The 24,339-nt window shown below is 36.3% G+C and carries 21 protein-coding genes; 7 read left to right on the top strand and 14 right to left on the bottom strand.

Annotation, left to right across the window (positions count from 1 at the left end; genetic code table 11):
- The first annotated feature begins 1 nt into the window (after position 1).
- Positions 2-433: an acyl-CoA thioesterase gene (locus H5157_RS07650; protein ID WP_002960891.1), complete on the top strand. Its 432-nt coding sequence runs from the start codon at positions 2-4 to the stop codon at positions 431-433.
- Between the two features lie 271 nt (positions 434-704).
- On the opposite strand, the gene H5157_RS07645 is transcribed toward H5157_RS07650, so the two are convergent.
- From H5157_RS07645 to H5157_RS07625, 5 genes are read right to left on the bottom strand one after another with little or no spacing between them, the layout of a single operon-like run.
- Positions 705-2,027 (bottom strand): Na+/H+ antiporter family protein, encoded by a 1,323-nt coding sequence (locus H5157_RS07645; RefSeq protein ID WP_182724475.1) that lies wholly within the window; start codon positions 2,025-2,027, stop codon positions 705-707.
- Between the two features lie 8 nt (positions 2,028-2,035).
- Complete coding sequence (locus H5157_RS07640) at positions 2,036-4,006, bottom strand: DUF3488 and transglutaminase-like domain-containing protein (protein ID WP_182724474.1); 1,971 nt, start codon at positions 4,004-4,006, stop codon at positions 2,036-2,038.
- Positions 4,006-4,992, bottom strand: a complete 987-nt coding sequence (locus H5157_RS07635) for a DUF58 domain-containing protein (RefSeq protein WP_182724473.1) — start codon at positions 4,990-4,992, stop codon at positions 4,006-4,008. Before H5157_RS07635 ends, H5157_RS07640 begins: the two co-directional genes overlap by 1 nt.
- Before the next feature lie 6 nt (positions 4,993-4,998).
- Positions 4,999-5,904 (bottom strand): MoxR family ATPase, encoded by a 906-nt coding sequence (locus tag H5157_RS07630; RefSeq protein ID WP_182715475.1) that lies wholly within the window; start codon positions 5,902-5,904, stop codon positions 4,999-5,001.
- A gap of 13 nt (positions 5,905-5,917) precedes the next feature.
- Positions 5,918-6,301: a response regulator gene (locus H5157_RS07625; RefSeq protein WP_002960883.1), complete on the bottom strand. Its 384-nt coding sequence runs from the start codon at positions 6,299-6,301 to the stop codon at positions 5,918-5,920.
- Positions 6,302-6,830: 529 nt separating this feature from the next.
- On the opposite strand from H5157_RS07625, the gene H5157_RS07620 reads away from it, so the two are divergent.
- From H5157_RS07620 to H5157_RS07595, 6 genes are all read left to right on the top strand, one after another.
- The gene (locus H5157_RS07620; protein WP_182724472.1) at positions 6,831-8,159 is read left to right on the top strand and encodes a hypothetical protein; all 1,329 of its coding nucleotides are present in this window, start codon (positions 6,831-6,833) and stop codon (positions 8,157-8,159) included.
- Between the two features lie 152 nt (positions 8,160-8,311).
- Positions 8,312-9,616 (top strand): sugar ABC transporter substrate-binding protein, encoded by a 1,305-nt coding sequence (locus H5157_RS07615; RefSeq protein WP_182724471.1) that lies wholly within the window; start codon positions 8,312-8,314, stop codon positions 9,614-9,616.
- A gap of 146 nt (positions 9,617-9,762) precedes the next feature.
- Entirely contained in the window at positions 9,763-10,635 is an 873-nt protein-coding gene (locus H5157_RS07610; RefSeq protein ID WP_182724470.1) for a carbohydrate ABC transporter permease, read from the top strand.
- A 2-nt stretch (positions 10,636-10,637) separates the two neighbouring features.
- Positions 10,638-11,468 carry a carbohydrate ABC transporter permease gene (locus H5157_RS07605; protein WP_024589367.1) on the top strand — a complete coding sequence of 277 codons (831 nt, stop codon included), beginning with the start codon at positions 10,638-10,640 and terminating at the stop codon, positions 11,466-11,468.
- Positions 11,469-11,478: 10 nt separating this feature from the next.
- Positions 11,479-12,480, top strand: coding sequence for an ABC transporter ATP-binding protein (locus H5157_RS07600; RefSeq protein WP_182693430.1), 1,002 nt, complete (start codon positions 11,479-11,481; stop codon positions 12,478-12,480).
- A gap of 248 nt (positions 12,481-12,728) precedes the next feature.
- Entirely contained in the window at positions 12,729-13,688 is a 960-nt protein-coding gene (locus H5157_RS07595; protein WP_002960874.1) for a sugar-binding transcriptional regulator, read from the top strand.
- 433 nt (positions 13,689-14,121) lie between these two features.
- Here the strand turns inward: H5157_RS07595 and H5157_RS07590 are convergent, their stop codons facing one another.
- The 9 genes from H5157_RS07590 to H5157_RS07550 form a co-directional block, all read right to left on the bottom strand.
- Entirely contained in the window at positions 14,122-14,946 is an 825-nt protein-coding gene (locus tag H5157_RS07590; RefSeq protein ID WP_182724469.1) for an alpha/beta fold hydrolase, read from the bottom strand.
- A 445-nt stretch (positions 14,947-15,391) separates the two neighbouring features.
- Positions 15,392-15,817 (bottom strand): response regulator, encoded by a 426-nt coding sequence (locus H5157_RS07585; protein ID WP_182715478.1) that lies wholly within the window; start codon positions 15,815-15,817, stop codon positions 15,392-15,394.
- Positions 15,818-15,833: 16 nt separating this feature from the next.
- A complete protein-coding gene (locus H5157_RS07580; protein WP_182715479.1) occupies positions 15,834-18,701 on the bottom strand; it encodes a hybrid sensor histidine kinase/response regulator in 2,868 nt (955 codons plus the stop codon).
- Complete coding sequence (locus H5157_RS07575) at positions 18,698-19,864, bottom strand: hypothetical protein (RefSeq protein ID WP_182724468.1); 1,167 nt, start codon at positions 19,862-19,864, stop codon at positions 18,698-18,700. The genes H5157_RS07580 and H5157_RS07575 overlap by 4 nt, the downstream gene beginning before the upstream one ends.
- A 9-nt stretch (positions 19,865-19,873) precedes the next feature.
- Entirely contained in the window at positions 19,874-20,689 is an 816-nt protein-coding gene (locus H5157_RS07570; RefSeq protein ID WP_169043649.1) for a type II secretion system F family protein, read from the bottom strand.
- The gene (locus tag H5157_RS07565; RefSeq protein ID WP_182724467.1) at positions 20,686-21,561 is read right to left on the bottom strand and encodes a type II secretion system F family protein; all 876 of its coding nucleotides are present in this window, start codon (positions 21,559-21,561) and stop codon (positions 20,686-20,688) included. The genes H5157_RS07570 and H5157_RS07565 overlap by 4 nt, the downstream gene beginning before the upstream one ends.
- Entirely contained in the window at positions 21,554-22,852 is a 1,299-nt protein-coding gene (locus H5157_RS07560) for a CpaF family protein (protein ID WP_182724466.1), read from the bottom strand. Before H5157_RS07560 ends, H5157_RS07565 begins: the two co-directional genes overlap by 8 nt.
- Before the next feature lie 6 nt (positions 22,853-22,858).
- Positions 22,859-23,626: a hypothetical protein gene (locus H5157_RS07555; protein WP_007586678.1), complete on the bottom strand. Its 768-nt coding sequence runs from the start codon at positions 23,624-23,626 to the stop codon at positions 22,859-22,861.
- A gap of 83 nt (positions 23,627-23,709) precedes the next feature.
- Positions 23,710-24,099 carry a hypothetical protein gene (locus H5157_RS07550; protein ID WP_076925982.1) on the bottom strand — a complete coding sequence of 130 codons (390 nt, stop codon included), beginning with the start codon at positions 24,097-24,099 and terminating at the stop codon, positions 23,710-23,712.
- Positions 24,100-24,339 lie beyond the last annotated feature (240 nt).

Raw genomic sequence — 24,339 nt, 5'->3', positions numbered from 1 at the left:
TATGACTGACGTAAATCGCGATGCAATAATTGCTCAGCGTATTGAAGACTCAACCACATCGGTAACTAAAACCGTGTTTCCAGGGCGTACTAATCATCACAATACTTTATTTGGTGGTGATGCACTGGCGTGGATGGATGAAGTGGCATTTATAGCAGCGACTCGTTTTTGTCGAAAGCCTTTGGTAACTATATCTTCTGATAGAGTCGACTTTAAAGAAGCCATACCAGCAGGTACTTTTGCAGAGTTAATAGCTAAAGTAGTGCATGTAGGTAACACCAGCTTAAAAGTTGACGTAGATATATTATTAGAAACTATGCACAAAGACGATAAGCATTCAGCCATTAGTGGCAGCTTTACCTTTGTTGCAGTTGATGATAACCACAGACCGACTCCGGTAGTATGCGACAAAATGATTTATGGTTTTGATTAACTTAAAGCTTTGAATATGCGCTAAAGCAAATTTATATAAGCACCTTAATTGGTGCTTATATAACCCCATTAAAAGAACACATCATACTAAATATTCATAAAGTATAACCTCAACAACAGAGTGAGTATTAACTAAAAAAGTAATCAAACTGAAGGGAATTGATAGGGGTGAGAGTTGTTGGATTTGGATACTAAAAAGGTATGCTTTTAACATACCTTTTTGGTTATATTTAGCTTTTAATTACATTTATTAATACTTACATAAATACTTTTTAAAGTACCATTGCTGCAATCCAGCCAAATATCAGCAGCGGTATGTTAAAGTGAATAAACGTTGGAATAACAGAGTCTCTAATGTGGTCGTGCTGGCCATCGGCATTTAAACCCGATGTTGGGCCAAGCGTTGAGTCTGAAGCAGGAGAGCCTGCATCACCTAAAGCGCCCGCAGTACCAACAAGCGCAGCGGTAGCCATAACAGAAAAGCCAAGGTCTAAACATAAAGGAACAAACAAAGTTGCAATAATAGGCACTGTTGAAAACGAACTGCCAATTCCCATTGTAATTAATAACCCGACTAACAAAATAACACCGGCGGCCAAAGGTTTATTACCATCAAAAAGGGCGGCTGCGCTGTGTATTAAGCTTGCTACATCGCCAGTGGCTTGCATAACCGATGCAAAACCTTGTGCCGATATCATAATAAAGCCAATCATGGCCATCATCGCAACGCCTTTACTAAATACGTCGCCGTTTTCTTCCCACTTAACTACACCAAAAACACTAAATATCATTACACCTACTAAGCCACCTAAAATCATTGAGCCACTTAGGTTTTGTGCAACAAGTGAGGCAAGTACTGCAAAAAGCCCCACAATCATTACTTTTTTAGGGTTTTCTACCTCAGCAGATTTACTCACAGTTGTTAATGGGAGCTCGGTGTATTCGCGGCGTTTTTTGTAAGTAATAAATACCGCAATAAGCAATCCAATAAACATACCTAATGCAGGAATTATCATCGCCACAGGGACTTGGGTATTTACAATGTCTAGGCCGTTATCAACTAGGTTTTTGTGCAAAATCGAATATAAGTAAATACCCCCAAAACCATAAGGAAGCACCATGTAAGACGTTGCTAATCCAAATGTTAAAATACACGCTATAGCACGCCTGTCTAATCTTAACTGATTAAAAACAACAAGTAACGGCGGGATCAAAATAGGAATAAACGCTATGTGTACAGGGACTAAGTTTTGCGAAGAAATTGCACAACCTAAAATAATTAATAAAATGAAGTAACTTAAAAATGTTTCATTACCGCTGCCTTTTGCATTTACTTTAGCAAGTAGCTTATCAGCGAGAATGCGTGTTAAACCCGACTTAGAAATAGCAACGGCAAACGCGCCGAGCATAGCATAACTTAGTGCAATTTCAGCTCCAGCTGAAAGGCCAGAATTAAACGCATCAACACTTTCTTTTATGCCCAAGCCTGCAGTAAGACCTGCAACTAACGCGCTTATGATCATGGCAACAATGACGTTAACGCGAGCCAGAGATAGCCCGAGCATTAAAATAACGCCTATAACAACAGCATTCATAGTATTCTCTATTTGGAAATTTTAATTAATTTTATCAGATCTTTAGCCTGAGTTTTACGCTCTTTCGTAAAAGGTTTTTTACCATAGCGTACTTGGTTAAATAACTGCCTAAAAGTGTTTATAGATTGTGCAGAACGAGGAAGTTGATCAGCAAAAAAGTCTAACTGCTGACTCGGTGTTAAATTATCGGGTGTATTTATTTTTTGTTTTTTAGCCCATGCTTTTACTTCATAAAACTCTTTAACCATAGGCGCTAATTTAGACGGGCGTTTCGGCAAGTTTAAATAAATAAAATAACCTATAAAACAAAAACCAGCTGTTAGTAAAACCATTAATGGTACAAGCCAAATATTTTTACTACCAAAAATTGATTTTAAAAAATCATTTTGTTTTTCTTCGTCAAAACCAAGTACCCAGCTAGACCATTGATAATCGAGGTTTTCAAGTTCCAACCTTAACCAATTAATAGCGGGGAAATTACTTAAACTCACTAAACCAAAATCAAGGTTACTTTTAAATTCGTCATTCAGCTCTTTGTTTTGCGAAAGTGAGCCATTTAAACGCTCTGGTGCAACAACGGCGGTTGCATCAAAAATAACCCAACCCTCGTTTTGTAAATATACTTCTACCCATGCGTGTGCGTCGTATTGGCGAACAGTGAGCGTATTATTATCTTGATTTAATTCGCCACCTAAATAGCCACTTACTAGTCGAGCGGGTATACCTGCGGTTCTAAAAATGTACGCAGCGGCACTGGCATAGTGGCCACAAAAGCCACGTTGATTATCAAATATAAATTGATCTATGGTGTTATCGCCGCTCATAGGCGTGGGTGTTAATGTGTAAGTAAATCCCGTACCTGCAAAGTATTGTAATAAGCGGTTATAAAAATCGCGATCAGAGTGTGTATTTTGCTTTAAGTTTTTAGCAAGTAATGATGTTTTTATATTCTTTTTATAAGCGAGGTATTTGTAGCGTTTTTCTTCAAATTCGCCAAGCGGTAAAGCTGTGAAGTTAAAGCTATTTACATCGTATTGTAAGCTTTTAGCTTGGCGACTTTTTTTACGCAATAAACCTAGCGAATTACCTTCAACATTTGGTGAGTTACTACTGGAATACGCTAAACCATAGAGCCATTTTTGTGTCGCAGGCTCTGTAATAACTGAGTAGCTTGCAATAAGTTGCTCATCATTTTCGCTCTGCGTATTTGTTTTTACATTATTATATTTTAAAAAGTCAGACGTAAGCCACGCATTACCATTAAACTCATCATGGACTATTGCTCGCCAATAATAAGGCGCTACAGGTTTTTCTTCGTTAAATTTAGCTCTAAACACAAGTTCATCTGAGTTTGAAAGCTTTGCAATATCGAATGGATCGACTTGTTCAGAAAGCCCTGTTTTAGCAAGCTTAGGCCCAGGAAGCTGCCAAAAGGCGGGCATTTTTGGCAAAAAAAGCAGTAAAAATATAGCTAAAGGAAGCGCTAAAAGTAGCAGTTTACCGCTTTGTTTAGAGGCTATTTTTAAATTATGTTTGGACTCGAGTAAGCCAAGTACTGCAAAGTTTAATATGTATAAACCACTTACAGTTAAAGTTGTTAAAATGCTTTGGTTAAATAAATACACCGATGAGAGTGAAAAAAACGTAAGCGTTGTAATTACATGATAGTGTTTTTTGGTTTTAGCCTGTAGCAGTTTAAATAAACTAGCAAGTAGCAGCATGGCCACAAATAAAATAACCGTATCCGACATGCCTACTGTGTAGAGCATTAAACCCAGTGACATACCTGCGAGTATATTTGCCAGCCAAGCATTTGGCTTTGGTTTATTACTCAGCGTTATGTAAAAGTTCCATGCACAAATAAGTGAAAGTACACCTACAAAAACAAGCGGTAAATGTGATACAAAAAATACAATCAAACATGCATATATAAAAGACAGCGAATAATTTATTACTTTTTCGTTTTTAAGTATGTCCATTACGCATCACCATTAAATGAGCATAATACTTCTAAGCATTGCTGCTTATGATGCTGTCCGGTATTTGTATTTATTGTTTTATTCGGTAGCTTTAACATAAAAGGGGTGTTTTTCTCGGTTGCTTCACACACTAAAAAGCATAACTGGCTTAACCGTTGTTCTGTATCTCCATTCATTAACGTAAAATCGAAGAGTGCATTTGCTGTTTTAAAGTCTACAAATTCTTTAACTAACAACTGCTGTGTTTTTGCGTAATGCTTCCACGACACTCTTTGCAAGCCCATCTCAGGTAAATGTGGGATAAGAGACTCAAACTCTTCGCTACCAAATTGTGTAGAAATACCTTTATCGGCTTGCTCATCAAGCATAGAAACATGCGCATCACAGTGAACCTGTTCAAGTGACGGGTACACAAATACTTCTTCTTGTAATTGAATGTAGCTCCAAACAGTTATCAAACCAAAGGGATAGTTACTCGCTATTTTAATACGTTGCACTGAGTACTTACCGCGTGAGCTGTAGGGTAAGTTGAGTGTAAGTAACTGAGGTTTACTATCAACTTGGCCGGTATATTTGTGAGTTTGCTCACTCCCTTGATATGTTAAATTAATAGATTGGGTTACTGAAGGGCTTTGTAATTCAAAGATAATACTCGGTTTTTGAGGAGCGTAGCTATTAAATGCATCTTTAAATTTAACTGTTAAGCCTTTAGCGTTACTGTAGCCCATTAATACAGCAATAATCATTACCACAAACATAAGATAAGACATTATTAAAATTAAATTATTTTGATAATTAATGCCCATCACAAAGTTTAAAATAGCTACAACTATAAAATACCAACCAAGGGATGATGGCAATACATAAATTGTTCTGTGTTCAAGTGTAATTGAGTTTTTTAAATGTTTATTTTTTAATAACTTATTAAATACACTTTGCTTAAATGATTTAAATAAAGAAGGGCGCTTAGCTGTTTTTTTTGGCATAAAAGTTTATACCGGAACTAATACGTTTTTTAAAATATCGTTTACTTGCGCTTCACCTGACTCATTATGCAAACCTAATCGATGCTGACACACACTTGCAAATACGGCTTGAACATCTTCTGGCATTACAAAATCACGACCATCAATAAAGGCCCACGACCTAGCCGCTTTAGCCAGAGCCATACTAGCACGAGGTGATAACGATGATGCAAAAGCGTTGCTTGTGCGTGTGTAATTAACAAGCTCTATAATGTAGTCAATAACCGGGCTACTTAAAGTAATTTGGCTTATCTGGGATTGAATTGCCGCTAACTCTTGTTGGTTAATACGCTTAGGTAATTGGCTGTAATCTCGTTTTTGCATATTCAAAATTAAGCGTTTTTCGGCTTCTTTAGGTGGAAAACCTAAGCTAATGCGCATTAAAAATCTGTCTAATTGCGACTCAGGTAACGGGTAGGTACCTGATTGATAAAGCGGGTTTTGTGTTGCTATCACAAAAAATGGATTTGGCAGCGTATATTTTTTTCCATCAACTGTCACTTGTTGCTCTTCCATTGCTTCAAGCAACGCACTTTGTGTTTTGGGCCCTGCGCGGTTTATTTCATCAGCTAAAACAACTTGGCTAAAAATAGGGCCTTTATGAAATGTAAAACTGTGCTCAGTAGAATTAAACACGTTAGTACCCAAAATATCAGCAGGGAGAAGATCACTGGTAAATTGTATACGCTGATACGATAAGCCTAACACAGCTGACAATGCATGAGAAAGAGTGGTTTTTCCCATGCCAGGCAAATCTTCAATGAGTAAATGCCCTTCGCTAAATAAGCATGTAAGTGCCAGTTTTATTTGTTGTTGTTTACCAAATATAACACTCGAAAGATCGTCTATAATCGCAGTAACAGTACTATGCATGCTAACCTTATTATTATTCTATTATTTCAAGACGCTTCATTACAGTGTCTACTTTTTTTGTATTAAAAGGTTTTGCAATAAAACCTTTAGCGCCCATTTCCCACGTGTTTTGTACGTTTTCGAGACTATTGTGGCCCGAACACATAACAACATGAGTGTGCGGGTAAGCACTATTAATGTATTCCAATATCTCTGCACCGTTAGAGTCTGGTAAATCTACATCTACAAATATAACGCCTGGCGGTTTATTGTCCATAATAGGTTTGGCAGAGCTAAAATCAGCACTTTCTAATATATCTTCAAACCCTAAGTCAGTTAAAATTTGGTTTAGATAATCACGAATTTCCTTAACGTCATCAATAATGAGGATGGGCTCTAGCGGGCGAACAAATTCCATATGTAGGTTACTTCTATTTTGAATACATCTAAGTGCTTTAATACTAAGCTAACCCCATCATAAGCTCAAGAACGTTACTTAAAAAACACCAATAAATAAACTGTTTATAGGTTTGCCCAACAACGTATTTTTAAAGGATTATCTGCTCTCATATCTTCTACTAACTTATATTTTCATTAATTGTAATGAACAATAATGACGTATTCATAAGAAATTCCTTAATCCAATACAACATTCCATCAAAATTTGATGTAACAAATTTGCTACTTAACTTATTGATTCAAAAATATTTACATATGAATTAGATTTTTTGTAAACGTTTTGTAATAAAAAATCGTTGACCTTCTAAATTCATTCTGTGATTATGCTCAGCAGATGGGCTTATGCTCACAAGTGCAGTTTCATTAACCACTTAATGTTTTGCTCAGTCAGCCTCATCTATACACACTGAATTAATACCAATTTCATTAAATGAAAATGCAATTTAATAAAGTTGGCATCACACACCACACTAAATAAAGAGCTTATTATGTTGAATAATAAAAAGACTAAATTTGCAATTTCTCTCATAGCGGCAGCTATGGCTACATCGGCTCCAGCACAGGCTGATATTTCTGAATATTTAGATCGCGTTGACGTAGACTTTTTACTAATGCAAAACTTTCAGTCAATTCAGGCTAAAGATGGTGCATTTCGTCCAGAAGATGAAGAACAAGAATCAGGATTTGGCCGTATTAGAGCTAATCTAATGCTTAAATTTCATATTAACGAGTTCATCACTGCCGATATAGATATTGCAGAAGAGCCTAATGACTTTGGTGGCGAAGATCGTGACTTTTCATTTCACAACGATTTTGCAGGTGTTGAATTTGACTTACTAGGTCTATATGGCACACCAAAAGAAAACGCAAATTTAATACTGCGTTTGGGTAATATTGGTGGCTCACCATTTCAATTTAAAGGCTTTCAAGACGGCGCAGATAACCAAAGTAATGCACTTATTGGTAATGGTATTACCGATTACGCAACCGCAGAAAACGGCGCACAGCTAAGTTACAGCGAAACTTTCGATAGTGGTGTAGTACGTGCTTATAATGTTACAGGTCACATTACGACTTCAAGTTTCGGTGAAGCATTTCAAGAAGACAGAGGTTATAACTACCGACTTCAAGGTACTCTAGAATTTGAAGGTGGCTTTAAAGCAGGCTTAAACTTATTAAAAGCGAATCAAGGCGACCAGTTACGTTTTGAAAATGGCGTAGCAAGTCTTGATGGTGTAACCACAACAAACTATCGCTTTGGCGATGGTGAAAACTATAATTTCTCAGCGTCACCTTCAAACGAGCGTGACACTCACGTTGGCGCAATGCCAGGGCTTGAGCAATCAATCATCCAGCTTAACTTAGCTTATCAACCATCTGACGAAACTAGCTTAATTTTTATGGTTGGTAAATCGTCTGATGATTACACATTTGCAGATGCCGCTGGTAATGCAGTTGCCGGTATTACCTACTTTGGTACAAACGGCATAGCTGATGAAAATGGCACTACTTTTGATTCAAACAGTGTAATAGAAGGCGACTCATCGGTTGAGTACTTCGTGTTTGAAGCACAACAATATCTAATCCCTAAAAAGCTATATGTAGCGGCTCGTTATGCAGAAGCCGATAACACTTCCGACTTAATTGAACAAACAGACAACACAGTAGAGCGTATTCAAGTAGCCGCAGGTTACTGGTTTAACGATAAAACGCTTTTAAAAGTTGAGTATGTTAACCAAGAAGAAGGTGTTAATTCGGGCGGCCAAATCGGTAAAGGATTTGACGGCTTCACTTCTGAAATATCTGTTAAATTTTAAATCATTATCCAACTAGTCTAACTATTTAAACAAAGGACCTAAAAAGGCACTTTGCGGGCAGTTTTATGCGTTAAAACTGCCATAAATAGAATTGGTAATAGATTGAAATTTAATAGCACTTGTTAAAACATAACGTGTATGGGGAATACCCGATGAAAAATAAATTAATTATGCTCGCGTGTGGCTTTATAAGCATGGGCGCTGCGGCAAAAGAAACAATCACAATAGCGACTGTTAACAATGGTGACATGATCACCATGAAAGAATTAAGCAGTGACTTTACCAGCCAAAACCCGGATATAGATCTAAAATGGGTTACTCTAGAGGAAAACATTCTTCGCCAACGTGTCACAACCGATGTTGCAACAAAGGGCGGCCAATACGATGTTATGACCATAGGTACTTATGAAGTACCAATTTGGGGCAAGCAAAATTGGCTAAAAGAGCTGGATAATTTAGGTGAAAACTACGATTTAGACGATTTAATTCCGGCAATTCGAAGCGGTTTAACGATTAACGACAAGCTTTATGCTGCGCCATTTTATGGCGAAAGCTCAATGGTTATGTACCGCACTGACTTAATGGAAAAAGCAGGGCTGACAATGCCTAAAGCCCCAACATGGGACTTTATACGCAAAGCTGCTAAAGCGATAACAGATAAAAAACAAGGTGTTTATGGCCTTTGTCTACGTGGTAAAGCAGGTTGGGGCGAAAACGTTGCGCTTATTACATCCATGGCAAATTCGTTTGGTGCTCGTTGGTTTGATGAAAATTGGAAACCTCAGTTTAATACCCCAGAGTGGGAAAATACCCTTCAGTATTATGTCGATGTGATGAAAGAATCTGGTCCTGCTGGTTCATCTGCAAACGGTTTTAATGAAAACCTTGCACTTTTTCAAACCGGAAAATGTGGTATTTGGATTGATGCAACCGTTGCAGGCGCATTTGTTACTAACAAAAAAGATTCAGAAGTTGCCGATAAAGTAGGGTTTGCACTTGCGCCAGATAATGGTCTAGGTAAACGCGGTAACTGGTTATGGTCTTGGACTTTAGCCGTACCGGCAAGCAGCAAAAAACCAGATGCCGCAATGAAATTTATTAGCTGGGCAACATCTAAAGAATACACACAACTTGTAGCCGATAAAAAAGGTTGGGCAAAAGTACCGCCAGGTACACGTAAATCACTTTACAGTAATCAAAAGTACATGGACGCAGCACCGTTTGCGCAAATTACTTTAGATTCTATTCAATCTGCAGATCCTAAAAATCCGACAGTTAAACCAGTGCCTTATGTAGGTATTCAGTTTGTTGCTATTCCTGAGTTTCAAGGAATTGGTACAGCTGTTGGGCAACAATTTTCAGCAGCATTAACTGGCCAAATGACCGTTAAGCAAGCGCTTAGTACGTCTCAGCACCTCGTTGAGCGAACAATGCGTAAAGCTCGCTATCCTAAATAGCATGTAATGGGCGGGTAAGTACTCAAACTTACCCAATATTTTATGTCAATTCTATTTACTTGTTAGTTATAAACACTATCAAGGGTTTCTGATTTTCACTTGATAGTTAACAAGTAAATAGAATTGGCTTTTTTAAGGTCACCTTTATGGCAACAACTAACTCGCGCACGCTTGCTCGGTTTATGCTTCTTCCTAGTGTAATTTTATTACTTGCTTGGATGATAGTTCCGCTGTGTATGACACTGTATTTCTCATTTATTGATTACAACTTACTCGTTCCAGGGGATAAAGAGTTTGTAGGCTTTTTAAACTATGAATTTTTCCTAACTGATCCGGCTTTTTTTGAATCATTTTTTAACACGCTTTACCTAGTAACTGGGGTTTTACTTATCACTATTTGTGGTGGTATTGGCTTAGCTATTTTACTAGACCAAGCAATATGGGGACGAAATTACGTTGGCATTATGGTACTAGCCCCATTTTTTGTAATGCCAACTGTGTCGGCATTAGTATGGAAAAACATGCTAATGAACCCAGTTAATGGCTTATTTGCACATTTCGCGATTTGGCTTGGCTTTGAACCTATCGACTTTTTTGCTCAAATGCCGCTATTTTCAATCATCATAATTGTGTCTTGGCAGTGGTTACCATTTGCAGCACTAATACTGCTAACAGCAATACAATCATTAGACCGTGAACAATTAGAAGCGGCTGATTTAGACGGAGCTGGGCCATTTAGTAAGTTTTTTTACATCGTTTTGCCGCACTTATCGCGCGCTGTAACCGCTGTTATTTTAATCGAAACTATATTTTTACTGTCAATTTTTGCCGAAATATTAGTTACAACCAGCGGTGGTCCTGGTTATTCGTCGACCAATATAACGTACTTAATTTACACGCAATCACTACTTCAATTTGATGTAGGTGGCGGTTCGGCAGGGGGCATAGTTGCAGTAATAATTGCAAATATTGTCGCTATATTTTTAATGCGCTTAATTGGCAAAAACTTGGAGGGTTAATTATGACTATAAAAGATAGCCGTCGTTCCAAACTAATTTATACCATTGCTGCATGGACAATAAGCGGCATGATTTTCTTTCCAATTTTATGGACGTTAATCACTAGCTTTAAAACGGAAGCTGAAGCAATTTCAGCAAGTCCAAGCTTATATGCATTCGATTGGACGCTCGAAAATTACCGCGATGTACTGTCGCGCTCGCCATACTTTACCCATTTTTGGAACTCTGTAGTTATATCACTAGGTTCAAGTTTACTGGGGTTATTAATTGCGGTACCTGCTGCGTGGTCTATGGCGTTTGTGCAAACTAAAAAAACAAAGCACTTATTAATGTGGATGCTTTCAACCAAAATGTTACCACCAGTTGGCGTACTTATTCCTATCTATTTATTGTTTCGCGACTTTGCATTACTCGATACAAAATTAGGTTTGGTGATTGTAATGACACTCATTAACTTACCAATAATGGTATGGATGCTTTACACCTACTTTAGAGAAATACCAAACGAAATACTTGAAGCTTCTCGTATGGATGGCGCAACAATTGGTGAAGAAATATTCCATGTTTTATTGCCAATAGCCTTACCGGGTATAGCCTCAACGCTATTACTCAATGTTATTTTGTCGTGGAACGAAGCGTTTTGGACACTTATTTTAACCGCTGCAAATGCTGCACCGTTAACGGCATTTATTGCCAGTTACTCAAGCCCTGAGGGGTTATTTTACGCTAAGTTATCGGCAGCATCTGCCATGGCCATTGTGCCAATTTTAATACTTGGTTGGTTTAGTCAAAAACAATTAGTGCGTGGATTAAGTTTCGGCGCAGTAAAATAGGAGAATACACATGGGCAGCATCACACTAAAACAAGTCACTAAAAACTTTGATGAAGTTAACGTAATTAAACCGCTCGACTTAGAAATTAAAGACGGTGAGTTTATCGTATTTGTTGGGCCATCAGGCTGTGGTAAATCTACATTACTTCGTATGATCGCAGGTCTTGAAGATACCACCAGTGGTAATATAGAAATTGACGGCATTGACGCTACAAAAACACCGCCTGCAAAAAGAGGCTTAGCAATGGTGTTTCAATCCTATGCGTTATATCCGCATATGACAGTGCGTAACAATATTGCTTTTCCTTTAAAAAGAGCCAAAGTTAGCCCTACAGAAATCGAAAGTAAAATTGCTAACGCCGCTAAAATTCTTAATTTGACCGATTATTTAGACCGAAAGCCTGGGCAATTATCGGGCGGTCAGCGCCAGCGTGTAGCGATAGGGCGCGCAATTGTTCGTCAGCCTTCGGCATTTTTATTTGACGAACCACTTTCAAATCTTGATGCGTCACTACGTGTAAATATGCGTTTAGAAATATCTGAATTACATAAAAGTTTAGCTACAACAATGATTTATGTTACGCACGATCAGGTTGAAGCTATGACAATGGCAGATAGAATCGCGGTATTTAATGCCGGTATTATTGAACAGGTAGGCACACCTTTAGAGCTTTATAAAAACCCAGTAAACAAATTTGTAGCTGGTTTTATTGGCTCTCCAAAAATGAATTTTATAGATGCTCCACAAAATGAAAATGCGAATGTTAGTTGTATTGGTATACGACCAGAGCATATAACACTCTCTACTGAGCAAGGAACGTGGGCTGGTACTGTCGGTGTAATTGAACATTTAGGGTCGGAGAGCTTTTTACATATAAATATTGAAGGCAAAGGGACCGTAACAGTAAAAGCAGATGGTGATTGTCCGTTAAAATATGGCGACAGTATTTACCTAAGCGCACCGGATGATAAAGTATTAAAGTTTGATAATAACGGTTTAACAATTCGCTAAAGCCAATCTTTAATTACCTTAAATAGCACCTTTATAAGGGTGCTATTAACTAAATTCTAATTACATAATCCTATGAAACCTAGGTATTTTTTATTAAGGAATGGTATATTTAAAACTATAAATAACAAAAACGTTATTGATAAATAGATAATCCAAAATTAATAAAATAATTTATATAGCAGCACATATAATTAAAATTATGTAATGAAAATAAGGACTTAGTTTTCCTTCTATTTTAAGAGGTTTACGTGGTAAAGCTATCAAATACAGAAATTAGAAAGCTAGATGATGCAGCCAGAGCAGGGTGGTTATATTATGTTGGCGGTAACACACAAGATGAAATTGCCAAAAAGCTAAATATATCTCGTCAATCTGCACAAAGAATGGTCGCATTATCTGTGAGCCAAGGATTAATTAAAGTTAGACTTGACCACCCGATTGCTAAATGTATGGATTTGGCCGAAAAATTAAAAAGCCGTTTTGGGTTAGATTCGTGTGAAGTTGTACCGAGCGATCCATCTGAACCTTCATCTACATTAGGTTTGGCTCAAGCTGGCGCGGCAGAAATAGAACGTCATTTAAAATCAGAACAACCCAAAGTACTTGCTATGGGAACCGGTCGAGTTTTACGTTCATGTGTGGATGAGCTAAGAACCGTTGATTGTCCGCAACATAAAATTGTAGCCATGCTAGGTAATATGGCTTTGGATGGATCGGCTTCACCTTATGATGTTGTAGTAAGAATGGCCGAACACACCAATGCAAAACATTATCCAATGCCATTGCCAGTTTTACCAAGAAGCATTGAAGAAAAAGAACAGTTGCACGCACAACAAAATATTACCGGTAATTTAAAACTCGCTAAAGATGCCGATGTAACATTTGTGGGTATTGGTAGCTTAGGTGAAAAGTCGCCATTACATATAGATGGTTTTATTGATGCGCAAGAACTTAAAGAGTTACAAGATCTGGGTGCTGTTGGTGAAATGATTAGTTGGGTGTTTGATAAAAACGGTAAGCTTTTAGATTGCACAGTTAATCAGCGTGTAGCAAGTACGCCATTAAAAACAAATGCTAACAAACAGATTTATGCGATAGCTGCTGGTGAAGAAAAAGTGTTAGCCATTTTGGGCGCAGTAAGGTCAAACATGATCAGTGGATTAATTACTAACGAATATACAGCTGAGCGTTTACTTAGTATTGATTAAACAAATTGATAAATAAAGTATCTGTATTAGTAATACTAGTTATTGTAATAAAAACACTTAATGTCCGATACCGTCTAGTATTGGACATAGTAAGGGCGCATTTAGGCGCTCTTTCTATAAATACATTAACTACCTATAATTTATATTATGTTAAATAGCATAAATAAATACGTAACCAAGTTACTCACCTTCATTAATTAACGTATAAACGCGATATTTTGACTATTTAATAAGCATTAACCTACTTATCTTAATAGTTAATGTTTTTCCCATTTACGCTATTAGCTTCTTGAACATATAAAAATACCGCTTGGTTATTAATATATCCAAGCGGTATTAACAATAACTTCCTAGTAGATATTTCATCCAGTAAAATTCAAGATGTTGAATTTAATGGCTTTTTAACTATCCTACTGATGTACTTGCTGAGACTTTAGAATTTTTTATCATTCATGAATTCACTAATAAGCTCAGATACTTTATCTGGATACTCATCAACAACCCAATGTGCGGCTTTATCTATCCAAACCAATGATGAATTTTGAATTGCTTCTTCTAACATTGGCGCATATTTTGGCTTTTGAAATTTGTCTTCTTCACCCCATAATATAAGTGTTTCATGAGGTAAGCTTTTAAGATCGCCTGCAATAGCTTGTGTATATTCTTTATTGAGTCTGCGCATGTTACTAAATAAAGCGGCTTTTCCTTGCTCATTGCTCCATGGTTTTAAGTATATTTCCATTAACTCTTCAGTCATTACGCTAGAATCGTATACACCTTTAGGCATGAAATCTCTTAATGTATCAATAAATTCAGCTACACTTGTCTTTTCTTCTACACCAGGTTCTAGCAAAGGTTCAAATTCTGGTATTGGCCAAGAATCAAAACATACACTATCTATTAAAACTAATCCGTTTATTTTATCAGGATGATTTACCGCCATTAATTGAGCAACACCACCACCAATATCATGTGCAGCAATATTAACTTTAGAAATACCGAGTTCTTCCATAAACTTACACATTATTCTACATTGCGCATTTATAGATACATCGGTGTTAATTGGCATATCTGATTCACCAAAGTTTAGTAAATCAGGCGCTATTACTCGATGTTCTGATGCGAGTTTGGGCATCACATTTCGCCATAAAAATTTGTTAGTTGGTATGCCATGTATTAATAATAAAGGTGTGCCTTGTCCCATTTCTTGATAAGCAATTTGATGACCTTCTACTGTAACGTACTGTGTTTTGCTCATAATTTTGCCTCGTTAACTTTAAAAATTATAATGTTTAATAAACTATAAAATTAGAATATAACCTTATAAAGCAAATTCCATCCCAAGATGTGCATTTATTAATTATTAAAAAATATTAATGTTTTGAAAGTTAAACCCTTGTGATACGTGGGCTCTAGGCTAAATAAATTTACTAACTTTATAATATTACAGCGTTTAATAATTGAGATTATTAACCGCTTTAAAAAGTGTGAAACGATGACTCGTATACATGCAACAATTACAAAAGCGTAGTTTGTAATAATTTAAAGTAATTATTCTTATTAAAGGATTTTTACAAATTTAAATATATTAAAGGTTCATATACACAAAAGCACTAAATAAATATTAGTCTTTAAAAAATTATAATTTAATTTTTTAATAAGCTATAAATAAAAATAGTTAACCGCCCTACTGTTTCTATTTATCATTCCAAGAAAGTTCTAATATTTTCAATTAATACGCTTTGCTTAACTGGCTTTAACAAAAGACCGTTAAACCCAAGCTTCACGTACTTATTATTACTATTTTCGTTTTCACTAAATGTATGAGCTATAATTTTTGTTGCTGATGCGTCAGCATGCTTCCTGATTTTTAGCATTGCATCAGTGCCTGTAAATTGCGGCATTACTATATCCATTAAAATAATATCGTAAATATTTTGAGAAACCATCAATAGCGCCTCTATAGCACTTGATGCGAAATCTATTAAAATATTTTCTTCATTAAGCATTTTTCTTATTACTATTTCTATTAGTAAGTCATCATCTACTAAAAGTAGTCGTTTAGTTTTATTTATTGGCGTTACTTTAAACTCGATAACTTCTGCCATATTTTCATTAATGTTTTTCATTTATTACCCCAGCGGCTTATCTTTTTAAAATACGTGTTATTTGGTTTATTAAAACACCTTGTTTCACCGGCTTTAATAACATGTCATCAAAGCCCTGATTTACATATTTAGATTCTGTATCGGGTGTCGATGTATGCGCAATTATTTTAGTTTTAGAATTATCACTGTGTTTTTTAATTTTTAACATAGCGTCAGTTCCCGACAATTCTGGCATTACTATATCCATTAGAATAATGTCGTAACTATTTTGCGAAACCATCAACATAGCCTCTATCGCACTGCATGCGTAATCTATAATGATATTCTGATCTTTTAGCATTGCCCTAATCACAATTTCTACAAGTGGATCGTCATCAACAAGTAGTAGCGTGTTTTGGTGATTTTTAGTCACTAAACTCGCTTTTACTAAATCAGTATTTAATGAGCTACTTGGTACTTTTTGCACATTGTCTTTATCTTGCTTCGTTACTTTGTTTACCAGCATAGAAAGCGTTATCGTTGATTTATTCGCGTTACTACTTACAGTTATCGCTTTACCACCTAACATTTTAAATATTGAGATAAAAAACTTTAACTCTAATGAAACGTCTTTATCATCTATGAGACGTGCTATATCATCACCCGATATACTTTTAAGCTCAGTTATAAAGTAACTACTGTCGATTAAATTGCTTAATGAAAAGTCTAGGTGTAAGTAATTACGGTTACTTTCATTTTTAATCTGAGCGTTAATAGATAGCGTTGTATTATTTGACGAATCCAAAACCTCTGTCACTAACTGAATAACCAATTGAGAAATTAACTTTTCATCGCTTACCACGGTTAACCCAGGCGTAATATTATTTTTAAGAACTATTTTTTTGTTTTCAGCTTCTTTAGTTAAAATCGAAATATTATTATTGATCATATGATTCAGGTTAACGTTTTTGGCCTGCAGTTTTAACTTACCTATTTCCGATTTATTTATATTTACGAGTTGTTGAATTACACTTTCGAGCTGGTCGCATGCATCAGAAATATTCCCCACATTGTTTTTAAATTCGTTAAAGCTTATTGGATCTTTAGATATTTCAACTAATGACTTTAAAGATGATAAAGGCGTTTTTAATTGACGGCTAAGCCTTGTAACAAATTTTTCTTTTAATTGATTTGTCTGTTTTGATTTTTCAAGAACATCAGCGAGTAAACATTCTTTTTGATGTGGCTCTGTATCATCTCTAAAGTAGCAAACGAAACCATTAAAATCTGTATGTCTTTGTAATACAGTTATCCACTTCCCGTCTGTAAAACCTATATCTATTAATTGGTTACGATCATCATCAAGCTTATGATGTTCATGGTAGTGATTTATAATATTATTCTGCTGCGCAATACTTACCAGCTGGCTATACGATAGCTGACTATTTTGTTTATTCACTTGTGCAAATAAAAGGTTAAATGCATTGTTGGTGATCACAGGAAATTCGTGGCTATTAAAAATAGCAAACCCATGCGGCAGTGCATCAAGAGAACTTGAAAAAAGCTCTTCTCTATTGAGTATTAACTGATTTTTTTGTTTTATTTCGTTGTGTAAACGTCTTGGCAAACGTAAAAAATAATACACAAAGGCAAATACACAAAAAGAGATTAACCCTAATCTAATTAAACTATATTTAGTTATTTGTGGGCGTACTATTTTATTCATAGGTTGCACATGTAAGCGCCATGTAGGTGGAAAACGACTACTTAAAGCGCTAATACTATTTTTAATTATACTCGGGCTAACTTCTCCTTGTTTTCCTAAAGTAAACTGTGGTGTTACTATAAAAACGTTATAATTTTCAGTGTTTAATTTGCCAATAACGGCTTTTAAAAACTTACTTAAATCAAATGCTGTAAGTGTATAAATAGATCCTTGTTTAATTTTTATTTCAGAAATTAAGAAGGCCGTATCTGCAACAGTAAATACTTCTACTGCTTGTTTATTCGCTCTATTATTGAATTTTTCTAACCAGTTTTTAAATCCATACGCGGCTAAATCAAAATTATTTTTTGACCAAAGTGCAAGTTGGTTATACTCAGAATCAAACACAATATACCCTTTATAAGTTAAGCTTTGTGAAACCTGACTCTGTACTAAATCATTAAGCTGCTCTTTTGTATAGCTATTTTGGCTTTGTAAAAAGCCTGCGATAACTAAATCTTTTTGCGATATATATAATCCTTGATTATCAAATCGCTCTAAAGCATTAAATAACGTTTTACGTAATTGCTGAGTTTGTTCATTGTAATTACTTTGCAGCTCCTTTTTTTCTATAGTATAAAGCAGTAATGCAGTGAATGAGCATAATACTAATGCAATTAAGAATGCCACGGGCGCTAAACTAAATACATGAATATACTTTTCCCCATAATTTTTTTTCACAGGATTAGTACTTTGATTACTTACTGAATCTGAATTTTTATTTAACTGTGTCTGCAATAATTGAGCAAATGAAATAAACTGATTTTTTTGTGAACCTATTAATGTTTTAGGTGCTAAATCAGCCATCAGCACTACGCCAATTAATTTATTAGTGACACTATAAATTGGATATTGTGCATAAAAGCGAATTAATTTGTGCGTGTTGTTTGATACATCATCAAAAAAAGTATCTTCAAATAAATATAGTTTTTCTTGTGTGCAGCGTAGTTGATAGCTTAATAACTCATTTTCGACACTTTCTTTATCGTTGCAGGTTATTAACTGCTCTGAATAAACCTCTCTAAAATCGATAAATTTAACAATTGGAACATCATAAAACTGTTTTAGTAGCGTTAGCGTTTCTTTAATTTCTGTTGATATTTCATCAGTTGGTGTATCTGCTAAATTAGCATGTGAGGTAAATATATTTGAGGCGTTCATTGACGTTCTCCTTCCCCTTTTGGGGGAGTATGTATCCACGTTGTCCTGTTTTGGCCGCTATGTACTGGCAGTAAAACTTTAAATGGTGGCGTTAAACTACTAAGAGCAGGTTCGCCTGTGGTGATATTAATTACTTGTTCTGCATTAACTAAATTAAGTGATGTTTTGCAATATGTAATACCTGGCTCAATCCCTATTGAGCTCAGTGTTTCACTAATGATAAGGTTATTTACTAAATCGATACCGACCAGCTCAAATGTGGTTTGTAAAATAGTGAAAACAAGTGTTTCTACAATGTTTTCATCATCTTCTAAGCGTGTCCCTTCTGGGCAGCATATTGTGCCAAGCTCTATATCAACGTTTGTGCCTATACCTACTAATGAAAGCGCATTAAGGGCTGTATTTAAAAGCGGTTCTACCTGAGGTAAATATAAATCAAGTATGTCACCTTGCGATTCGTACCCTGTTTGGCATGTATCACACGATTGTGATAAACCTTGATCGCTTGTACCTAAAAGTGGATTTCCTAAAGCTGTTACTCCAACTAAACAACTGCTGTCGGCTGGTTGCTTATCTATTTCAAAGCTTTCACAAGGTGAGCCTGTTACTACTTTTTGGGATACATAACGAGATAGAATTTGTTCACTATTAGCAGGGCATTGTTGTGGCGTGCTTCTTAATAACTGACCAATAACGCTGTTACCTAACTGCCCTATTGCGTAATTTGGACCTTGCTGCAGCGCATTTATATAACTTACATTACCGGTATTATTTAACTTGCTGACACCTTGGCTGTCGGTTGCTTCGTCGCTTAAGCCCTTTAAACACGGGTTACCTTGGCAATTTGGAGCATCGTAATAAACAGCTTCTCGCGAGGTAAACCTATCATCTCTTATGCCTATTAATGCCCTGTACGTGTTGTTTGCTCCACGATCTGTATAAAAAATAAGTGGTGCTTGATGCTCATCAAAACTTACTGCAATACCGAGTGGTCTATTGTTAACATCAACTACAGTAATTTGATTATCTACCTTAGTTTGATGGCGCTTGATAAGGGCATCCCTTACTAAAATCACCCCACCAATTGAGCCAATAATTAAAATAGTTATAATTAATATAAGCTCAATAGTAAGTATGTACCCTTGTTGATAATGCTTTTTCATATCAGGCTCCTATAACACTTCTACAAGCATTTTAAGTACGTTCATTACTTGTAATGCTGCGGGAAAAAACACCAATACTAAAAACATCGGAAAACAAATTAAGATAATGGGAAAGGTTGTGTGCATCGCTTTTTTGTTTACCTTTTTAGCGAGTAAAATGTTCTTTTTTAAAGCTAGGCCTTCAAGTTGAGCCTCTACTGCTTGGATAAGTGGCGTACCAAGTTTTGACCCTATTAACATTAAGTTTGCGAGTTTTTTAATTCCTAATACGCCGGTTCTTTCAAAAAGTGAATTAAATGCAAATTCACGATCTTTACCTGCACTTAGTTCGAATAAAAATAACTTTAGCTCTTTGTATAATGGGTGTTTTTGACTCAATCCATGATCAACCGCCAGTGCAAATGAACGTTCTAGCGAAAACCCGGCGCGCATGTAAACCAGTAACACCCGTAAAAAAAACTCTAAGCTGTTATTTATAGTGGTTTGACGTTGATTTTTACGTAATAAAAACCAGCATTCGGGTGCAAAAAAACACATAAAACACAATAATAATTTAATCGATTGGCTCAGCTCATACCCTGTTAGCTCTATAACCGTAAATGCACTAAAAGTAGCAGCCACTTTAAAGCAGTACAGGCTTATTAATATTTTATTAATTTGAATCCCTGCTTGTCTTAGTTGACGTTTAGAGATGATAATTAGCGGATACCAGTTAATGTTTTTAGTATCGGGTTTATCTAATTCGACTTTAAGCGATTGCCTATGAATATGGATAAATGAGCCCATACTTACTAAAAGCCCGATAAGTAAAAGTATATCAATCATAATGCTACCCTTAAGCTAAGGCGTAGCCATAAAAAGCCAAATAGCTGACAAAGAAGCGCAACCGTTATAAATGCAATCCCATTAGGATCGTTTAATAATGGTTCAAACCAGGTTGGATCGGTATAGCTAAATAAAGGAATTAGTGCGTAAGGTAAAAAACCACTAAACACAGCAGCGTATTTAGTACCGGAAAGCTTAGCTTTCAGCTGTTGGCGGTCGAGAGTTATTAGCGACATCATGTTGCATACGCTTTTTAGCATGTCGGTCAAATCGCACTGGCTTTGTGTATGTGTAATGATGCTATGAGCAAACAATCTTACGGTTTCGCAGTTGTATCTTTCAATTAATGGGGCAAACGACGTTTCGGCATCACTACCCATGCTCATGCGTTGTAATAGTAAGGTGCTTTGTTTTTTTATATATGGGTCTGCATGTTCATCAGCAAACTGCATTGATTGCTGTAGCGATAGCCCTGTGCTTAAACAAGATTGTACGGTTTCAATAAATTCTAAAAAGTGATGCTCAAATTTTGCTAATTTATAATGAGCCAAGTCAATCACAGTTATAAAACAGGTTACAAAAACCACGATTGAAATAATAAACGCGCTGGTTGATGCCTCTGGGTAATATAATTTAGCTAAAAACCAGGAGCTACTAGAGAGCGAGCACGCCATGCTTATAAACCAGGCGTTACTAATATTTAAACCAAGCACTCGTAGTGACAAAGTAAGGACGTCTTTTTCTTCTAAAATATCTACTTTTTTAGCGCTCTGGTTACTTTTATTTTTAGCATACAAAGAAACCAACACAATAGCTGCAAGTACAAAAGTAATAACCGCAGCAATAGCTAATAAATAATCAAGTTTAGTCATTGTTAGCCTCCGGGTTATTGTGCAGTAATGCTTTTAATTCTTTTGCATTTGCGCCTTGGCCTTTCATAAACTCAATAACACTTGAGTTATCTATTAAATCACTTTGTACTGGTTCTGCTTCGTTAATACTATAAAGGGGGCCGAAATGTGCGCCGCCATTAACACGCTTAATTTCACCAATACTTTTTAGAGTTCGGGTACCATTAGTTGAGCGAGAAACATGCACTATAAGTTGAATACTAGACGATATTAACGAGCTTGTATGGGTATCACTCAGTTGTGCATTGTGTAACTGCACTAAAGTAGATAAACGAATAACAGCATCATTTGCGCTGTTAGCATGTATGGTCGTCATCGAACCTTGGTGACCACAGTTCATTGCTTGGAGCATATCGATTACTTCGCCAGAGCGTACCTCACCTACAAGTATTCTATCTGCGCGCATTCTTAGGGCTGCTTTTACTAAATCTCTTAGGCTTACTGCACCTATACCATCGCTGTTTGTGTCGTGGGCTTCTAATTGCACAACGTGGTTGTGATGCAAATTAAGCTCAGCACTTTCTTCAATGGTTACAACACGTTCGTTTGGATTAATTGAGTTAGCAAGTACGTTTAATAATGAGGTTTTACCTGCACCTGCATTGCCACACACTAAAATATTAACGCCTGTTTTAACTGCGCTTTTTAAAAATGATAAGATGTTTTTATCTAAAAAATGATTATTAACTAAAAAGTCATCGTTTATTTTTTTATGATTAAACTTACGAATCGATACAATCGCGGCGCTGGTACACGCAGGCGGTACAATAATATGAACTCGGCTACCATCTTTTAGTTTGCCATCAACAATCGGCATAAGCGCATTGACTTGTCGGCCACAACCATCAAGTAAGCGATCAACAAATCGGCGTAAATGGCGTTCGTCATCAAACTTACTGGCAGTGCAAAGTAGTTTGCCTTGCTTATCAATCCATATATCTTGCGTGTCGTTTATTAAAATATCACTTACCTGATCGTCCAGCATAAACTGTGCAATAGGACCGAGACCCTGAATTTCATCAAATACAGCCTGAACAACCTGCTCTTTTTGATGCTGATTAAATGAAGATTGATTGAATTGTGGGATTTCACTGCACAATGCAGAGATTTTTTCGAGAACATTACTTGATAAAAGCGCGGTTGGTTCTTGTTCGTACTCTTCGATAACGGCATCATGCAATAGCTTTTTAAGCTCTTCAAAGGTACTTAAACTGGTTTGAACTTCTTCATGTTTGCTTGATAAATTAAACATAAAAACTCACTTAGCTACATATACAGCTTCATTTTTAACGCCTTTAACCACTTCGATTGTGCGACTGGTTTGTAAGCGTGAAAAGTTTTGCAAACGACCTTGTTCAATGTCATAAGCGCTATGCACAATAATTGAAACTTTGTCAGCGTTATCTATACCCGCCAACGAATAAACATCTTTTGGAAGTACCGCGAGGACTAATGAAACACCGCCCGCAGCAGAATTAGACTCTTTAGCTAAATTATCCATTACGCCACTTTTAGCAGCTTGCGATTTAGGACCTTTTGAAACACCAATAAGCTGTACATCACGGGCAACGGTTCTTACTAAGCGATTAGTTTTAGCGACTATGTCGAGTCGGTCACCTTTGTGTATGCGCGAAAGCGGAATATCCAAGGTGTTTAGTTTTAAAGTATATAAAACACGCCCTGCCGGTATGGCTTCTGATAAATTTTGGCTTTTCGCTCTGATAAAATCTGTGTCAAATAATGGTTGTTCAACCATTTTATTAGTTGCTAATTTTTGACCAATTAATGCACGTGGGTTTTGAACGCTCAGTGCAATATTTGAATAGTTACTTGGATCTATACTCTTTTGCTCAACATCGTGAACGGTTACTGTTTGACCGGCCGACATATTTTTGTTTACTACCCAAGCTGTTACGCTATTTTCATCGTTTACCTGTCTAATACCCAAAGCCGAAGCTAACATGCCAGAGGTGATGAGTAATGTGAGAGCCGCTGTGGTTGCGCCTTTGTTACTTTTACTTTTCATAATATTCCTCCGGAGTAACTTTCACTGCCACAATTTTGTGGCAGTGAGCCTTAAGCTTGGTATTCAAACCTGGTTACCTTGTGTTAGTTACCTTGTGAACCGCCTGCTGCTGTACGTGTTGCAGCATCGCCACTTGGTGTAGCATTAACAAGTGCGGCACTTTCACTAAAGTCTGATGCAACAAAAGTGAATGAACTACCATCGCCTGCGTACACGTCAACTGAATCTACAAACCCAGAGCCAGACACTTCAGCTGTGCCTTCGGCGTTAATCATCCCGTCAAATACATAGCTTTGGTCAAGTGAGCCAATTGCTTCAGCTACATCTTCAAGCTCGCTGGTTACAGAGTCACGTAATGTAGATAAACCAATTACAAGTGCTGCTACCATTGATGTAGAAAGAATGATTAGCTCTGACGTTAGTACAAAACCTTTTTGCTTTTTGCCATTTAAGTTATGTTTAATAGTTTTCATAATCGTAGCCTTTAAATTAAAAGAGCTTATGCTCACTTTATATATAGCGAGGACCATGCCAATTGAAAATGGCTATTAAATACAGGTGGTTATAGTTTTTATGTGTGTGTTTTTTAGCTTTTTTTATTTTTGATTTGCAAAATGCAAATCAATATTAAAATGAGACTTGTGAGATTACGTATAAAACGTAGGATGAGCGAAAGCTTTACTCCTATTTTTAATAAATAATAAAGTGGTTTT

This window comes from Pseudoalteromonas sp. SG43-3 (assembly GCF_014164385.1).
GTDB lineage: Bacteria > Pseudomonadota > Gammaproteobacteria > Enterobacterales > Alteromonadaceae > Pseudoalteromonas > Pseudoalteromonas distincta.
This window is presented reverse-complemented; position numbering and strand designations above follow the sequence as displayed.

What these genes read in the sequence shown, in the direction of transcription:
- H5157_RS07570 (WP_169043649.1), bottom strand. Translation starts at nt 20,689, where the DNA reads ATGATTGATATACTTTTACTTATCGGGCTTTTAGTAAGTATGGGCTCA.
- H5157_RS07565 (WP_182724467.1), bottom strand. Translation starts at nt 21,561, where the DNA reads ATGACTAAACTTGATTATTTATTAGCTATTGCTGCGGTTATTACTTTT.
- H5157_RS07560 (WP_182724466.1), bottom strand. Translation starts at nt 22,852, where the DNA reads ATGTTTAATTTATCAAGCAAACATGAAGAAGTTCAAACCAGTTTAAGT.
- H5157_RS07580 (WP_182715479.1), bottom strand. Translation starts at nt 18,701, where the DNA reads ATGAACGCCTCAAATATATTTACCTCACATGCTAATTTAGCAGATACA.
- H5157_RS07610 (WP_182724470.1), top strand. Translation starts at nt 9,763, where the DNA reads ATGGCAACAACTAACTCGCGCACGCTTGCTCGGTTTATGCTTCTTCCT.
- H5157_RS07625 (WP_002960883.1), bottom strand. Translation starts at nt 6,301, where the DNA reads ATGGAATTTGTTCGCCCGCTAGAGCCCATCCTCATTATTGATGACGTT.
- H5157_RS07615 (WP_182724471.1), top strand. Translation starts at nt 8,312, where the DNA reads ATGAAAAATAAATTAATTATGCTCGCGTGTGGCTTTATAAGCATGGGC.
- H5157_RS07590 (WP_182724469.1), bottom strand. Translation starts at nt 14,946, where the DNA reads ATGAGCAAAACACAGTACGTTACAGTAGAAGGTCATCAAATTGCTTAT.
- H5157_RS07650 (WP_002960891.1), top strand. Translation starts at nt 2, where the DNA reads ATGACTGACGTAAATCGCGATGCAATAATTGCTCAGCGTATTGAAGAC.
- H5157_RS07550 (WP_076925982.1), bottom strand. Translation starts at nt 24,099, where the DNA reads ATGAAAACTATTAAACATAACTTAAATGGCAAAAAGCAAAAAGGTTTT.
- H5157_RS07635 (WP_182724473.1), bottom strand. Translation starts at nt 4,992, where the DNA reads ATGCCAAAAAAAACAGCTAAGCGCCCTTCTTTATTTAAATCATTTAAG.
- H5157_RS07620 (WP_182724472.1), top strand. Translation starts at nt 6,831, where the DNA reads ATGTTGAATAATAAAAAGACTAAATTTGCAATTTCTCTCATAGCGGCA.
- H5157_RS07585 (WP_182715478.1), bottom strand. Translation starts at nt 15,817, where the DNA reads ATGAAAAACATTAATGAAAATATGGCAGAAGTTATCGAGTTTAAAGTA.
- H5157_RS07645 (WP_182724475.1), bottom strand. Translation starts at nt 2,027, where the DNA reads ATGAATGCTGTTGTTATAGGCGTTATTTTAATGCTCGGGCTATCTCTG.
- H5157_RS07555 (WP_007586678.1), bottom strand. Translation starts at nt 23,626, where the DNA reads ATGAAAAGTAAAAGTAACAAAGGCGCAACCACAGCGGCTCTCACATTA.
- H5157_RS07575 (WP_182724468.1), bottom strand. Translation starts at nt 19,864, where the DNA reads ATGAAAAAGCATTATCAACAAGGGTACATACTTACTATTGAGCTTATA.
- H5157_RS07605 (WP_024589367.1), top strand. Translation starts at nt 10,638, where the DNA reads ATGACTATAAAAGATAGCCGTCGTTCCAAACTAATTTATACCATTGCT.
- H5157_RS07600 (WP_182693430.1), top strand. Translation starts at nt 11,479, where the DNA reads ATGGGCAGCATCACACTAAAACAAGTCACTAAAAACTTTGATGAAGTT.
- H5157_RS07640 (WP_182724474.1), bottom strand. Translation starts at nt 4,006, where the DNA reads ATGGACATACTTAAAAACGAAAAAGTAATAAATTATTCGCTGTCTTTT.
- H5157_RS07630 (WP_182715475.1), bottom strand. Translation starts at nt 5,904, where the DNA reads ATGCATAGTACTGTTACTGCGATTATAGACGATCTTTCGAGTGTTATA.